General features: G+C 74.1%; 10 protein-coding genes. 1 reads left to right on the plus strand and 9 read right to left on the minus strand.

From position 1 onward, the window contains the following. Positions 1-14: 14 nt before the first annotated feature. From OG299_RS24290 to OG299_RS24330, 9 genes are all read right to left on the minus strand, one after another. Positions 15-587: a hypothetical protein gene (locus tag OG299_RS24290; RefSeq protein WP_266628812.1), complete on the minus strand. Its 573-nt coding sequence runs from the start codon at positions 585-587 to the stop codon at positions 15-17. A gap of 12 nt (positions 588-599) precedes the next feature. Then, complete coding sequence (locus tag OG299_RS24295) at positions 600-1,754, minus strand: NAD(P)/FAD-dependent oxidoreductase (RefSeq protein WP_266628814.1); 1,155 nt, start codon at positions 1,752-1,754, stop codon at positions 600-602. A gap of 2 nt (positions 1,755-1,756) precedes the next feature. Further along, positions 1,757-2,734 carry a 2-hydroxyacid dehydrogenase gene (locus tag OG299_RS24300; protein WP_327362609.1) on the minus strand — a complete coding sequence of 326 codons (978 nt, stop codon included), beginning with the start codon at positions 2,732-2,734 and terminating at the stop codon, positions 1,757-1,759. A gap of 33 nt (positions 2,735-2,767) precedes the next feature. Continuing rightward, positions 2,768-3,535, minus strand: coding sequence for an iron-containing redox enzyme family protein (locus OG299_RS24305; RefSeq protein WP_327362610.1), 768 nt, complete (start codon positions 3,533-3,535; stop codon positions 2,768-2,770). Positions 3,536-3,653: 118 nt separating this feature from the next. Further along, entirely contained in the window at positions 3,654-5,927 is a 2,274-nt protein-coding gene (locus OG299_RS24310) for a bifunctional glycosyltransferase/CDP-glycerol:glycerophosphate glycerophosphotransferase (RefSeq protein WP_266628820.1), read from the minus strand. A 151-nt stretch (positions 5,928-6,078) separates the two neighbouring features. After that, the gene (locus tag OG299_RS24315) at positions 6,079-6,990 is read right to left on the minus strand and encodes a carbohydrate ABC transporter permease (RefSeq protein ID WP_327362611.1); all 912 of its coding nucleotides are present in this window, start codon (positions 6,988-6,990) and stop codon (positions 6,079-6,081) included. Continuing rightward, positions 6,987-8,333: a carbohydrate ABC transporter permease gene (locus OG299_RS24320; RefSeq protein ID WP_389873111.1), complete on the minus strand. Its 1,347-nt coding sequence runs from the start codon at positions 8,331-8,333 to the stop codon at positions 6,987-6,989. The genes OG299_RS24315 and OG299_RS24320 overlap by 4 nt, the downstream gene beginning before the upstream one ends. Before the next feature lie 4 nt (positions 8,334-8,337). Beyond that, positions 8,338-9,723, minus strand: a complete 1,386-nt coding sequence (locus OG299_RS24325) for an ABC transporter substrate-binding protein (protein ID WP_266628824.1) — start codon at positions 9,721-9,723, stop codon at positions 8,338-8,340. A 138-nt stretch (positions 9,724-9,861) separates the two neighbouring features. Continuing rightward, positions 9,862-13,068 (minus strand): FtsK/SpoIIIE domain-containing protein, encoded by a 3,207-nt coding sequence (locus tag OG299_RS24330; RefSeq protein WP_327362612.1) that lies wholly within the window; start codon positions 13,066-13,068, stop codon positions 9,862-9,864. A gap of 459 nt (positions 13,069-13,527) precedes the next feature. Between OG299_RS24330 and OG299_RS24335 the strand changes: the two genes are divergently transcribed. Next, positions 13,528-15,315 carry a serine/threonine-protein kinase gene (locus tag OG299_RS24335; protein ID WP_266628826.1) on the plus strand — a complete coding sequence of 596 codons (1,788 nt, stop codon included), beginning with the start codon at positions 13,528-13,530 and terminating at the stop codon, positions 15,313-15,315. Positions 15,316-15,317: the final 2 nt, after the last annotated feature.

Genomic DNA, 15,317 nt, shown 5'->3' on the forward strand with positions numbered 1-15,317 from the left:
ACCTCACTCACCCATCACGGGCCGGCCGGATGCCAGGACACGGGCTCGGGGACGGCGGTGATGCCCCCCAGCTCCGACCGGCTCCAGAACCGCCCATCACTGTCAACGAACACGAACTTCAGCGGGAGCGCCCGGCTCTGGTCCGCCTGCACGTCCAGCGGGACCTCGTAGTCCGACCGGCCCGGGACCAGCGGCCCCAGGTCCTCGTGGCACAGGTGCACCGAGCCGTCCGGGCTGTCCGCCCGCCACCGGAACACCGGCAGGGCGGTGGAGTTCTCCACCTGCACCGCCCAGTAGGGCTGGCCCGCGTCGGACAGCACCGTCATCCACGCGGCCGCGGCGGTGCGCTGCCTGCGGCGCTCCCGATTCTCGGAGCGGATCACCGTGCCGACGGCGGCGGTGACCGCGCCGACCTGCCCCGCCCCGCTGACCCAGTCCCCCCACGTCCCCGCGGTGTCGTGGTCGAAGTGGCCCCCGTACGGCTTCAGCCCCCACAGCGGAAGGGACAGGAGCAGGACCACCGCGGCCAGGAGCCCCCAGCGCATCGCCCCGCTACGCCATATGGCCTTCAGATCTGCTGCCGCCACTCGGTACGCACCTCACAGGAATCGCCGCGGGTCCATCACACGCAGGGCATCCGCCTGGCCTGCCGTCAGCGCGGCCCCGGACAGGATGCTCCGTACCAGCGCCGCCGTGATCGGGGCGAGAGTGATCCCGACGCCGAAGTGCCCGGTCGCCATGACGACCCTGCCGTCCGCGTCGGCGTTCCCCACCAGGGGGTAGCCGTCGGCCGTCCCGGGCCGGATCCCGGCCCAGGAACCGGTCAGCCTCCAGTCCCGCGAGGCCGGCACCACCAGCCGCAGCGCGGCCAGCAGCCGCTCGGTCGCATGGTCCTCCGGTTCCTCGTCCCAGCGGCCCTGGTCGTACGTCACGCCGACCACCACCCGGCCGTCGTGGCGCGGGACCACGTACGAAGAGACCGTGGTGTCGTCCAGGGCGACCTTGCAGTACACGTGATGGCGCAGCGGGTAGCCCCCGCCGCCCGGCACCACCAGCTCGGCGGCCTGGCCCCGTACGGGGAACTGCCCGCCGGGCCGGGTCGGCACGAGCTCCGAGCTCCACGCCCCCGCGGCCACCACGCACCGGTCCCCGCGGACGACGCCGCCGCCCTCCAGCAGCACCTCGACCCCCCCGGCGCCCGGCGTGACGGCTTGTACCCGGGCCCGGGCCACGACCTCGATCCGGGGGTTGCGGCGCAGCACCTCGCGCAGCGCGGACATCAGCACCCGCGGCTCCAGGGCCCCCTCGCCGGGCAGCCGTACGGCCGACAGCACCGCCGGCGACAGCAGCGGCTCGGCGTGCGCCGTGGTCCGCGCATCGAGCTGCTCGACCCGGAAGCCCTGCTCCACCCACTGGGGGACCAGCTGCTCCTTGACCCGCTGCTGCTCCGAGGGGTCCAGGGCCACCTGGAGGAGCCCGGAGTCCAGGAACGGCACCGCGATCCCGGATCCGGCCTCCAGCCCCGCGAGCCACTGCGGGTACATCCGCCGGCTCGCTTCGGCGAACTGCCGCAGCGGGCCGCGGCAGAAGTCGTCGCTCTGCGGTGTGATCCCGCCGATGGCCGCCCAGCTCGCCGCCAGCCCGGTGTCCGGCCGGGCGTCCAGGAGCACGACCTTGTCGAAGAGGTCGCTCGCCGCGGCGGCGACCGCGCAGCCTATGACGCCCGCTCCGACGACGACGAGTGCGGAGCCCATGCTCAGCTGCTCCGGTTGACGACGTAGGAGTCCTGTTCTCCCGTCACCACGTTGACGATGGACTGGATGCACTTGACGGCCATCGCATCGCGGGCGTCATGGGTCAGCGACCCGATGTGTCCGGTGACCAGCAGCTTCGATGCGGGCAGGGCCAGCAGCTCCGCCGTCTCGGGGACGTCCGCGTCGTAGAAGCCGTCGAACGCCGCCGTGTGGATGCGCCCGCTCTTCAGGCCCTGCAGCAGCGCCGCCGGGCTGACCACGGAGGGCCGCGCCGTGTTGACGAGGGTGATCCCGCCGGCCGGCAGCAGGGCGACCTCGTCCACGCCGATCATGCCGCGCGTCTCGGCCGTGTCCGGCACCATGACGACCACGTTCTCGGCCCAGGACAGCAGGCTCGGCAGGTCCTTGTACGCGATGCCCAAGCGCTCCTCGACCTCCGGCTTGCGGGTCCGGGAGTAGTACGCCGTCTCCGTCGCCAGGCCCAGCGCGCCGATCTCGGCGATGCGGGTGCCGATCGCGCCCAGGCCGATGATGCCGAGCCGGTGCCCGGCGAGGTCGTGCTGCTTCTCCTCGCCTCCGGAGCGCCCGGAGCGGAAGTCGTCGGCGTACGAGGGGATCTGCCGCCGCTGGGCGAGGAGCAGGCCCACCGTGAACTCGGCGACGCTGTTGGTGAGGGTTCCGGGGGTGTTCGTCACGGCGATGCCGAGCTCGGCGGCGGCGTCGGCGTCGACGAAGGACTGGTAGCCCACCCCGAGGAAGCCGACGACCTTCAGCGACTTGGCCCGGGTGAGCGCCGCGCGGGAGGCGAACTCATCCCCCCCCAGCAGATAGGCGGTGCACGATTCCAGCTCCGTGCCCAGCTCGTCCTCGCTGAGCAGGCCCGGGACCGAGTGCACCCGGAAGCCGGACTCGGACAGCCGGTCGAGGTGCTTCTGCGCCACGCTGCTGCCCGTTACGAGGATCTTTCCCAGATCGGCCACGCGATACCCCAAACGTCGGATAGTGACTGATGGTCATGTGAAGAGATCGGCCAACCTGTCGTAATACCGCATCCGCGCGGTGACAGAGCTGCGGGCGGCCGTCAAGTAGTCCTCGGCCAGTGACGGATCGTGCGCGATCAGCTCGGATGCTATATGCGCGATGAGCGCCGAGTGTTCCGTATCCTCATAGATGTTGGCGTTCAGGAAATCGCCGTGGTCCACGTCCGGTGCCGCGCTTTCGAAAGCGCTTTTGACGGCCCCGTATTCGGGGACCAGCATCTGCTCGTTTCCCACTCCGAGCGCGCCCAGCGCGCTGATCGGGGAGCTCATGGAGGACGCCAGGTCCCGCAGGAACTCGTAGGTCGGTTCGGCCGGTGCGACGGAGTCGGGCGCGATGCCCATGCTGTCCGCCAGCTTGTGCAGCAGCCACGGGTGCGACGCGCGTGCGATCCCGTCCTTCACGCCTCCGTGCTCCCCCTGCAACACCAGGTTGAAACGGGCCCGTTGGTGAACGTTGACCAGCGCGCTCGACGTGAGGCCGAGCAGCTGTGCGAACACCCCGGTGACGAACAGTTCCTGCGCGACCCAGAACTCCAGGGCCGGCCGCGACGCCCCGGCCAGGGCGAAGAACGGGTGCCGCTCGACCCCGCTTTCGGGGACCAGCCGGCTCGCCTCCTCGACCGCCGGGTGCAGGGGGACGGACGCGGTGGGCAGGAACCGCGCACCGTACTGCCATTGAACGAAGTTCGATTCCACGAGTTGGCTGGCTAACTCAGCGTTCCACGGTCCGGTCAACGCCATGGTGATACCTCTTCCGTGTGGGGACGCCCGACGATCAACACACAAGCAAGGCGCTCCCATAGTGGCCCAGAAGAAGCCGGTCCGCGGGCGGATTAATCGGAACGGAAGAACGGGACGGCTAGGGCCGGAGACCGGGAGTTGTCAGCGGGGCCAGTGTGGGTTCCGGGGTGACGGACGGGGCCGGGGAAGGGGCCGCCGGAGCGGGGCTGCGCTCCGCGAGCGGGACGACGGGCGGGAGCGCCGCCGGCTGGCCCAGGAAGACGCGGCGGACGACGCGCTCGGCCGCGTGGCCGTCGTCGTACGAACAGAACCGCGAGCGGAACGCCGCCCGCAGCTGCGCGGAGCGCGAGCCCTGCCAGTGGCCGGTGGCGAAGATGTCCACGAGTTCGTCCTCGGTCCGGGCGATCGCACCCGGCGGGCACGACCGCAGGTCGAAGTAGGTGCCGCGGGCGGCCTCGTACGCCTCCCAGTCGTCCGCGTGGATCACGATCGGCCGGTCCAGCGCCGCGTAGTCGAACATCAGGGACGAGTAGTCCGTCACCAGTGCGTCCGAGGCCAGGCAGAGCTCCTCCACCGACGGGTACGCGGAGACGTCGACCAGGCGCGGGTGGCGCACCGGCCCGGAGGGTGCGTCCCCGTACGTCAGGTGCGTACGCGTCAGGATCGTGAAGCGCGGGCCCAGATCGCGCAGCACCCGCTCGAAGTCGAGGTGCTCGGGCCGGCTGCGCCGGTAGTCGCGGTGGGTCGGCGCGTACAGGACCGCCACCCCGCCCGCCGGGATGCCGAGGCGTTCGCGCAGCGCCAGGACGTCGTCCAGGCCGGCCCGGTGGAAGGCGTCGTTGCGCGGGTAGCCGTACTCGAGCGTGGCGTACGAGGAGGGGATCGCCTTCTCCCACACGAGGGTGGAGTGCCGGTTCGCGGAGAGCAGGTAGTCCCACTGGTCCGCGCCGCGCAGCAGGCCCGCGAAATCCGTGGTGGGCGTGGCCGCCGGCCGGTCCTGGAGGTCCAGGCCGACCCGCTTGAGCGGGGTGCCGTGCTGGGTCTGCAGCAGCACCTGGCCCGGCCGCTTGACCAGGGCGCGGTCGAAGTTGACGTTCGTGGTGAGGTACGTGGCCCTGGCGAGCGCCGTCCAGTAGGCCGCGGAGCCCGGGCGGAGCATCGCCGTCTGCGGCGGGAGCGTCGCCGCGTGCTGCGGGTCGCAGATCCACGCCGTGCGCATCCGGGGCGCGAGCTCGCGCAGCTTGGCCTCGACGGCCGCCGGGTTGCAGGCGTAGCCGCCGTGCCAGTACGCCGAGAAGACCGCCAGCTCCGGGCGCAGCGGCAGCAGCCGCTGGACGCGGTAGTGCAGGCGCAGCGCGCTCTCGCGCAGGCCCCGCCACAGCGACACCCCCGCGCGCCCCGCCGCCAGCGCGGCCGAGCGGAGCAGCGACAGCGTGCGGTACGTCCGGCGCACCCCGAACCGCATCAGGGTGTGCCGGATCCGGTCGGTGCGCGACAGGGACAGCGGCCGCGAGCCGGCGGCCCGGTAGCGGCGCAGCAGTCCCGACGCCCGGTGGAAGAACTCGGCGCGGCTCGTCCGCGGGAGGCGGCGCGGGTCGGCGTACAGGGCGCAGAAGTGCTCGGCCATCCGCCGGTGCACGGTGGGGCGCCAGCGCTCCAGCTCGGGGCGGCCGGCGAGGAACCCGAAGACCCGGTCGTACTGGTCGAAGATGTCCAGGTGGCGGGTGCTGCTGGTGGTCAGGATCGAGCCGGTGCGCCGCTGGCGGTAGTGCACGCACACCCGGTCCAGGACGGCGAGGGACTCGGCGGCCAGCAGCGCCGGGTAGGTCCAGGGGGTGTCCTCGTAGAACCCCGGCGGGAACTCCAGGCCCTCGCGCTCCACGTACTCGCGGCGGTAGGCCTTGTTCCAGACGACCATCAGCATGCCGAGCAGGGCCGGGCGGTCCGTGAGCCGGAAGCTGGCCGGGCCCTCCTCGGACAGCCGGTGCGCGAGCCGGTTGCGCACCAGCTCCCCGGTCCAGAAGGTGCGCGCGTAGTCGTAGACGAGGACGTCCGGGGAGCCGGTGTCCTTGAGCCGGTCGGTGATGGCCTGCAGGGCGCCCGGGGCGAGGGTGTCGTCCCCGTCGAGGAAGAGCAGGTAGTCGCCGGTCGCCCGGGCCAGGCCCGCGTTGCGGGCCGGGCCCAGGCCGAGGTTGTGCGCCAGGTGCACGGCAGTGACCCGCGGGTCCCGCGCCGCGTACTCGTCGATGATCGAGCCGCAGGCGTCCGGGGAGGCGTCGTCCACCGCGATCAGTTCCAGATCCGGGTACGACTGGGACAGGACCGAGTCCAGGCTCTCCTGGAGGTACGCCTGAACCTTGTACGCGGGCACGATGACGCTGAACCGGGGCACGGCACATCCAGGGGTCGGCGCGGGCATATGGCTCCCCCGGCCACCGCCGGGGGTTGCCCCCAAGGAACCCCCGGCGTGGCGATCGGGTTACGCAGCGTGTGGCATTCGGGTTACCGAGCGTCAACGCCGCACGTCAACGGGGTTGTGGGAGTTACTTGACCGCCCCCGCCATCACCCCCGTGACGAACTGCCGCTGGAAGGCGAAGAACACCACGAGCGGCACCACCATCGACAGGAACGCGCCGGGTGCCAGCACGTCGATGTTGTTGCCGAACTGCCGGACCTGCTGCTGGAGGGCGACCGTGACCGGCGGGTGCGCCGAATCCGCGAAGACCAGCGCGACCAGCATGTCGTTCCACACCCACAGGAACTGGAAGATGGCGAGCGAGGCGATGGCGGGCGCGCCCAGCGGCAGCACCACCCGGGCGAACAGCCGCAGTTCGCCCGCGCCGTCCAGACGGGCCGCCTCCAGCAGCTCGCGCGGGATCTCCGCGAAGAAGTTGCGCAGCAGGAAGACGGCGAACGGCAGCCCGAACGCGGTGTGGAACAGGACCACCCCCGCCGTGGTCTCGAACAGTCCGATGGCGCCGAAGAGTTGCGACACCGGGATCAGCGCCACCTGCACGGGGACGACGAGCAGCCCGACCACGACCAGGAACAGCCAGTCCCGTCCCGGGAACTCCAGCCAGGCGAAGGCGTATCCGGCGAACGAGCCCAGGGCGACCACGAGCACGGTCGCCGGGACCGCGATGGCCACCGTGCTGAGCAGCGCGTTCGTGATGGTGTCGTTGGTCAGCAGCCGCTCGTAGTTGTCGGCCGTCAGCCGCGTCGGCGCGGTCAGCGCCTGCCACCAGCCGCCCTTGTTCAGGTCGGTGGGGGAGAGGAACGAGGAGATCAGCAGCCCGAGCGTGGGCAGCAGCCAGAACAGCGCGGCCAGGACCAGGAACACGCGGACGGCCCCCGCCGCCGCGCCGGCCGCGAGCCGGCCGGCCCGCGCACCGGCGCGGGGAGCGGGGCGGGCACCGGGTCGTGCTCCCCGGCGGGCCTGGGCGGAGGTGCTCATCGGGAACCCTCCTTCCGCAGCCTGCGGATGTTGTAGAGCATGACCGGGAGCACCAGCGCCAGCAGCAGCACCGCGATGGCACTGCCCAGCCCCGGATCGGCGTCGGTGCCGAAGGAGGTGCGGTACAGCTGCAGGGCCAGGACGTTCGCGTCGTCCTGCACCGAGCCCGGAGCGATCACGAAGACCAGGTCGAAGATCTTCATCACGTTGATGACGAGGGTGACGAGGACGACCGCCAGCACGGGCGCCAGCAGCGGCACCGTGACCCGGCGGAAAACCTGCCACTCGTTCGCCCCGTCCACCCGCGCCGCCTCCAGCAGCTCCCGCGGTACGGCGGCCAGCCCGGCCCCGATCAGCACCATCGCGAAGCCGGCCCACATCCAGACGTACGCCCCGATCACCGCCGGGGTCACCAGCGTCGGGCCGAGCCACTCGACCCCCGCGTACGGCTCCCTGAAGTTCGACGCCGGCAGCCGCAGCAGCGCCCCGTCGGCCTTCGCGGACAGGGTGAAGGTGCCGTCGGCGCGGGTCGTCGCCGAGTCGACCACCTTGCCGTCCTTGACCGCCTCGATCCGCATCCCCGCGAAGCCGGACTCGGTCGGGTCGACCGCGTTCGTCCGGCCGCCGCCGCCCCGGGTGAAGTCCTGCCAGGCCGTCCCGGTGACCTTGCCGGGCTCCGCGGGCGCGGCCCGGGCCGTACGGGTCCCCTCGGGCAGGTCCTCCGGGGCCACGCCGACCAGCGGGAGCAGCACCGCCGCGCCCGCCCGTACGGGATCCCGGGTGGTGAAGCCGCCCGCGGCGGCTCCGGTGGCCGGGACCAGCGGGGAGTCGCGGCCCGGACGGGCCTTCGGGAAGGCCGAGGACTCCGCGAACGTGTCGTGCACCCCGACCCAGACCGCGTTCGCGACCCCCCGGTCGGGGTCGTGGTCGTACACGAGCCGGAAGATGATGCCCGCCGCCAGCATCGAGATCGCCATCGGCATGAACACGAGCAGCTTGAACGCCGTGCCCCAGCGCACCCGTTCGGTGAGCACCGCGAAGATCAGGCCGAGGGCGGTGGCCGTGGTCGGCGCCAGCACCACCCACAGGGCCGTGTTCCTCAGGGCCGTGCGGATCGTGTCGTCGTGCAGGATCTCCCGATAGTTGCCGCCGCCCACGAACGTGTCACCCGAACGGTCGAAGAAGCTGCGGTAGACCGAGTAGCCGATCGGGTGCACGACGAGCGCGCCGAGCAGCACCAGCGCGGGCAGGAGGAACGCCGCCGCGACGAGGCGGCGGCGCCGGGCCTCCGCGGACCGTGAGGGAGAGGCGGCCGTGGCGGCCGCTGACCCGGTGGCCGGCACGGGATCAGTTCCCGTAGGCCTTGGCCGCGTCCGCCTCCAGTCTGGCCTGGATGCCCGCCACGTCCGACGGGTTCGCCAGGAAGTCCTGCAGCGCCTTCCACTCGCCCGCGCCCGGCGTCCCTCCGAACGCCGCCGGGGCCTGGTCCGACATGTCGAAGCGGAAGTCGTCGCCCGCCGCGATCAGGGCCTTGGCGATGTTCCGCTGGATGTCGTTCGGATAGGCCTTCGGGTCGACCGACTTGTTCGGGGAGACGAAACCGCCCTCACGCGCCTGGATCTCCGCCGCGTCCGGGGAGGCCAGGAACGTCAGCAGCGCCTGCGCCCCGGTCGACGGCTTCAGCGCGACCGCGACATCGCCGCCCGAGACCACCGGCGCCTTGGCCCCGACCGCCGGGAACGGGAAGACGAGGGCGTCCTCGCCCACCTTCGCCTCGGTCTGCCCGATGTTCACCGCCACGAAGTCGCCCTCGTAGACCATCGCGGCCGCCGGCCGGTCGCCCCCGGTGAAGGTCTGCGTCACCGACTTCGGGAACTCGGTGGCCAGCGCCCCGCTCGGGCCGCCCGCCAGGAAGTCCTTGCGCCCGAACAGCTCCCCGAGGGTGGTCAGCGCCTGCTTGACGCTGTCGTCCGTCCACTTGATCTGGTGTTTGGCGAGCTGGTCGTACTTCTGCGGGCCCGCCTGCGAGAGGTAGACGTTCTCGAACCAGTCCGTCAGGGTCCAGCCGTCCGCACCGGCCACCGAGACGGCCGGGGTACCGGACGCGGAGAGGGTGTCGGCCGCGGCCAGCAGCTCCTTCCAGGTCTTCGGGGGCTGCACGCCCGCCGCCTCGAAGGCCTTTGCGTTGTACCAGACCAGCGACTTGTTGGCGGCCTTGTAGTACACCCCGTACTGGGTGCCGTCGACCGCGCCCAGCTTCTTCCAGCCGTCCGAGTAGTTCTTGTCGAGCTGCGCCCTGGCCTCAGGGCCGACCGGCTGCACCCACTTGTTCTGCACCGCCGACACCAGGGCACCGACCTGCGGCAGCAGCGCCACGTCCGGCGGCTGGCCGCCCGCGATCTTCGTGCCGAGGAAGGTGACGATCGGGTCCTGGGCCGGGACGAAGGTGACCGTGGCACCCGTCCGCTTCTCGAACTCCTTCAGGACCTTCGTGAAGTTCGCCTGCTCCGGGCCCGTCCAGACCGCCGCGACCTCCAGCTTCTGGCCGGTCAGCTTCGGTAATTCCACCCGCTGCCCGGCCGTCGCCTCCCCGCCCTGCGGCGGGCCGTCCTTCTTGTCCCCGCCGTCCCCGCACGCGCTCAGCACGAGCGCGCCCGCGGCCGCGAGTGCCGTCCAGGCGGCGGCGTGGCTGCTTCTACGGTTCGTCGTACGGCTCGTTCCCTGCCTGCGCATGGCTCTGCCCCCGATGCCCGTGGTGTGACTGGTCCCACAAGGTCTACGCCGAGCCGCGCACCCCCGCAATACCGCCTCAGCCGTGTCGCCGCGTGTCGCGGGCCCAAGGCGCGCGGCGCAGGGCCCGGAGCTCGGGGCTCACGGCGCCGGGGCGACCGGCGGGGCCGGCGGGGCCGGCGGGAACAGCACGGGTATCGCCGAGACCAGGTGCGAGGCCCGGTCCAGGGCGCTCGCCAGCAGCGCCAGGTCGGTCGGGCCGTTGCCCAGCTCGCGCACGGGGCGGCGGGCCGGAGGATCACCCATCCGCTCCCACTCCACCGGCACCACGGTCGGCCGCTGCGTCGCCGTCCGCGGGATCCGGCCGGTCACCCGGCCGGCCTGGAACGGGACCGTCCGCCCGTCGGCGTACCGCAGCAGGCCGCGGCCGGGGCCCGGCTGGTCGGGGGCGTCCAGATGGATCCGGAGCGGGTTCGTACGGGACAGCTCGCTGTCGGCCGTACGGTCCGGGCGGGCGCTGGCGGCCACCAGGTGCACGCCGAGCCGGGCGCCGTCGCGGGCCACCGCGTCCAGCGCCCGTACGACGGAGCCGGCGGCGGGGCGGCCCGTACTGCCGAGCCCGGGCGCGACCAGCGCGTCGAAGTCGTCCACCAGCACCACCAGCCGGGGCAGCGGGCTCGGCCCCGCCGGGTCGGTGCGCGGGGCGGCGGTGCGCAGCCGGAGCGTGCCCGTGCGCTGGGGGTCGACGTCGCCGAGCAGTTCGCCGGGGCTGGGCCGGCGCGGTGAGACCATCCGGTCGGACACCTCGTGCCGGGCGTGCCACTCGGCGAACGGGATCCCGTCCAGGAGCTCGGACCGGCGCTTCAGCTCGGCGCCGAGGGCCTGCGCGAACTCCCGCATCCGGACGGGGTCGGAGGCGACGAGGTGCGCGGCGACGTGCGGGAGCTCGGTACAGGGCTGCAGCCCGTCGCCGCGCTCGCCGCCGGCCCCGTCCAGCAGGACGAGGCCCAGCCGGTCGGGCCGGGCGGCCGCGGAGAGGGAGGCGGCCACCGACCGCAGGAGCTCCGTACGGCCGCTGCCGGCGGGCCCCTCGACGAGGAGGTGCGGCCCGTCCTGGACCAGCTCGGCCCCGACGGGCCCGCGCCGCCCGCTGCCGAGCACGAGCTCGGCGCGGCCGCCCACCTCCTGCCCCTGGTCGGTGGCGGCGGCCCAACGGGCCATCAGCGAGGCCGGGGTGGCCCGGGCCAGCCCCAACTCGTCCAGCAGCCGGGCGGTGTTCGGCAGCGCGGCGGCGACGGCCCGCCGGGGCGCGGCGGGGGAGGGCTCGGCGCGCAGCGGGGCCAGGGCCCGGGCGAACCGCTCGGCCCAGGCCGCGGAGACGGCGTCGGCGGTGGCGGTGGTGCCGGGCGGGGCCGGCCTGCCGCCGGTCACCGTGAACGTCCTGACGGTCGTGGCCACATCGCCGCTGAGCAGGGCCACCGCGCCGCAGTCCCGGAAGGCGGGGCTGCTCGCGCAGGCGGCCTCGTACGTCTCGGCGAGCGGGGAGGCGGGCGTGGCGGCCGGCGTCTCGGCGAGCACGAGGACGTGGATCCCGGCGGCCGGCCCGTGCGAGGCGAGTCGGCCGGTGATGTCGCGCAGCGCCCCGGAGCCGGGATCGCCGTCGACGACGAGCAGCGTGTAGGGGCCCTGGTGGGCGTACGCGGCCTCGCGGACGCTGTGGGGGTCGGCGGCGGCCCAGTGGGGGCCGAGGGGGCTGTCGTCGAGGCGCCGGGTCAGCTCACCGGTGCGGGCGGTGGCCTGGTCGCGGTCGTACGCCAGGAGCAGCCGGCAGTCCTGGCCGTGCGCGGCGCGCACGTGCGGCAGCCAGCCGAGCCACCCCCAGTCGCCGCGCCGCTCGGCGACACCGCGCGCCCGGTCGGCGGCGAGGAGCACGATCTCCAGCTCCCCGGGCGCGTGCAGCCCGGCGAGCTGGGCGACGACGGACCGGGCGACCCCGGTCAGCCGTCCGCGGGGCCCGGCGATGCCGAGCGAGCCGACGTCCTGGAACGCGATCCGGCTCCCGGCCCCGAGGCCGACGTCGAGCTGCCCCCGGGTACGGGACCACAACCGCCGGGTCGGCCCGAGCGCGGCCAGCAGCAGCGCGGCGGGATCATCGGCATCGGGCGCGGCGACGGCCGGCGCGGCGGCCGCACTCCCGTACGCGGGTCCCTCTTCCCCCCGCACCCACTTCCGGGCCCAGGCTCCGATCCCCCGCTTCCGCCCCGCCTTCTGCCCGCCGGCGCCGGATTCCCCGGCTGTGCCGGCTGCGCCGGTGTGCAGGCCCGCGCCGGAAGTGGCCCCCGAGGGCCCGCCGGGAGCCGAGCCCGGGCCGAGCCCGTGGCCCGCGCCGGGCGGTGTGCCGGGTGCCCGGACCGTGCCCGAAGCGGCCCCGGAGGGGGCGCCGGGAGCCCCGCCCGGGCGGGGTCCTGCTTCGCCGGTCCGGGCTGCCCCGGAGGGGCGGCCGGGGGCCGCGGCCGGGGCGGGTCGGGGCCCCGTGGGGTCGGGGGCGGAGCCCCCGCTCCGGGAGGGGGCGGGGTGGGGGAGCGATCCGGAGCCGGCCGTCCCCGGCCGGGAGGGCGCCGGGTCCCCGTCGGCCGGCGCGCCGTGCCCGCCGGTCCGGCCCGCGCCGGGTTCTCGGCCCGGGCCGGGCTCGGCGGGGGTGTCCCGGGGCGGGCCCGCCAGGGAGAGGTGGCCCTCCAGGTCCGGGACGACCGGGAGCGGGGACGCCGCGTCGGGAGCCAGGCGGAGGGTCGATTCGCCGATGCGGAGGAGCGCGCCCGGCGCCAGCGCCACCGGCCGGGCCCCGACCACCGCGCCGTCCAGCGTCGTGCCGTTCGTCGAGTCCAGGTCGGCCACGGCCACCCGCCCGTCCGGCAGCACCGTCACCGCGCAGTGCAGCCGCGACACGTCCGGGTCGTCCAGCGGCACATCGGCATCGGCCGAGCGCCCGATCCTGATCGCCCCGGGGTGCAGCAGGTGCACCCCGCCCGCGTCCGGGCCCGCGACCACGTGCAGCTGCGCGCCGTCCGTCCCGTCCGGCAGGACGTCCGGCACCGGCGCGTGCAGCCCCAGCACCGCCCCGTCCACGAGCGGCGGCTCCCCGAGCACCCGCCGCTGGAGGTCGAGCCGCTCCGTACCGGCGTACAGCACGACCGTGCCGCCGGTGTCGGGCCCGCCGACGGTCGCCGCCAGGCCGGAGGCCACGGCGGCGAGCGCGGTGCCCACGGGCGCGGTGACGAGCACGTCACAGCCGGCGGGCGCGGTCTGGTGGCCGCTGCGCGACCCAAGGACGGTCAGCCGGATCTGCATCGCCGTCAGCGGTCCCTTCTGCGCGGTGCGCGGTGCGTGCGCCCGGCAGGGGTACGACGGGCATGCCTGCCCGATCAACCCCCCACCCGGCACGGCGCGTCGTCCGGTCAGGTCTGCCCGGAAGGCGGGGCTCCCGTCCCGGCCGTTCCGTACGGGTGCATCCTCGCACCTGTCACGGACAACACGCCCGGCACCGGCCAATAAATGATCTTGAATGATCGCACCCCTCTGTCCGTGCGAGGCATTCGTCCAGGCAGGCATCCGGACATACAAGCCGACGAAGGCCGGGGGCGCCGGGCAACCCGGGGGAAAATCGCCCCCGGCATACCCCGTCAAACGTCACTCTTCGCACATATGTGCGGCAACCAACCTCCGGCACCCCGCGTCTTCCCCGGGGACACCCCCTAGAGTGGGCCGGAAAAACGAACCACAGCAGGACGACAGCAGGGAGCGCGAGACGTGCGGCCAGTCGGCAGCAAGTACCTGCTCGAGGAGCCGCTCGGACGCGGCGCCACGGGCACCGTCTGGCGTGCCCGCCAGCGGGAGACCGCCGGTGCGGAGGCGGCCGTCGCCGGGCAGCCCGGCGAGACCGTGGCCATCAAGGTCCTCAAGGAGGAGCTGGCCCAGGACGCGGACATCGTCATGCGCTTCCTGCGCGAGCGCTCCGTCCTGCTGCGCCTGACGCACCCCAACATCGTGCGCACCCGCGACCTCGTCGTCGAGGGCGATCTCCTCGCCCTGGTCATGGACCTGATCGACGGCCCGGACCTGCACAAGTACATCCGGCAGAACGGCCCCTTCACGCCGGTCGCCGCGAGCCTGCTGACCGCCCAGATCGCGGACGCGCTCGCCGCCAGCCACGCCGACGGCGTGGTCCACCGCGACCTGAAGCCCGCCAACGTCCTGCTCGACGAGCGCGGCGGCCAGATGAAGCCGATGCTCACCGACTTCGGTATCGCCCGCCTCGCCGACTCCCCGGGCCTGACCCGCACGCACGAGTTCGTCGGCACCCCCGCCTACGTCGCCCCCGAGTCCGCCGAGGGCCGCCCGCAGACCTCCGCCGTCGACATCTACGGCGCCGGCATCCTGCTCTACGAACTGGTCACCGGACGCCCGCCGTTCGCCGGCGGCACCGCCCTCGAGGTGCTCCACCGCCACCTCAGCGAGGACCCGCAGCGCCCGCCGAACGTGCCCGAGCCGCTCTGGATCGTCATCGAGCGCTGCCTGCGCAAGGAGCCGAACGAGCGCCCCAGCGCCGAGAACCTGGCCCGCGGACTGCGCGTGGTCGCCTCCGGCATCGGCGTGCACAGCGCCCCCGCCGAGGTGGAGGCCGCCCTCGGCGTCGGCGCGCTGCTCGCGCCCGACCCTTCGCCCGCGCCGGTCCCCGAGACCGCGGGCGGCGCAGCCGCCGACCCGACCCAGGTGCTGCCGGGCCGCGCCGCCGCCGCGTCGCCGATGGGCGCGTACGACCCGAACGGCATGACCAGCGTGCTCCCGCCGATCGGCGCCGCCGATGCCACCTCCGTGCTGCCCAGCACGGGCGGCCCCGGCGGCCCCGGCGCGGACCCGACCTCCGTCATGCCCCCGGTGCAGCAGCCGGACCAGCCGCACCCGTGGCAGTCGCAGATGCAGGCCGCGCGCGACCGCAACGAGCAGACGCAGATGCACTACCTCGACCCGAGCGAGGACCCGCTGCGCCGGCGCCCGCAGCGCCAGGCGCCCCCGCCGCCGCAGCAACGGCCGCAGCAGCCCCCGCAGTACCGGCAGGGCCCGCCGCCGCAGGCGTACCAGCAGCAGCGCCCCCAGCCGCCGCAGTACCAGCAGCCCCCGCAGCAGCAGCCGTACTACCAGCCGCAGCCGCCGCCCCAGCAGTACCAGCAGCCGCAGCAGCCCCCGTACCAGCAGCAGCCCCAGCGGCAGCCCCAGCGCCAGGCACCCCCGCAGCAGCAGCCCCCGCAGGGCCCGCCGCCGCAGCAGCGCGCCCCCCGGGAGCCGCGAGAGCCGCGCCGCCGCAGCGCCAACCCGGTCAAGATCCCGGGCCTGGGCTGCCTCAAGGGCTGCCTGGTCCTGATCCTGCTGTTCGTCGTGGCGGGCTGGCTGGTCTGGGAGCTCACCCCGCTCCAGGAGTGGGTCGGCACCGGCAAGGGCTGGTGGGACCAGCTGTGGACCTGGGGCTCCGACATCGTCGACTGGGTCGGCGCGATCGGCGACTCCACGGGCGGCGGTTCGGGCGGCGGCACGCCCTGAAC

It is taken from the genome of Streptomyces sp. NBC_01296 (assembly GCF_035984415.1).
Taxonomy (GTDB): domain Bacteria; phylum Actinomycetota; class Actinomycetes; order Streptomycetales; family Streptomycetaceae; genus Streptomyces.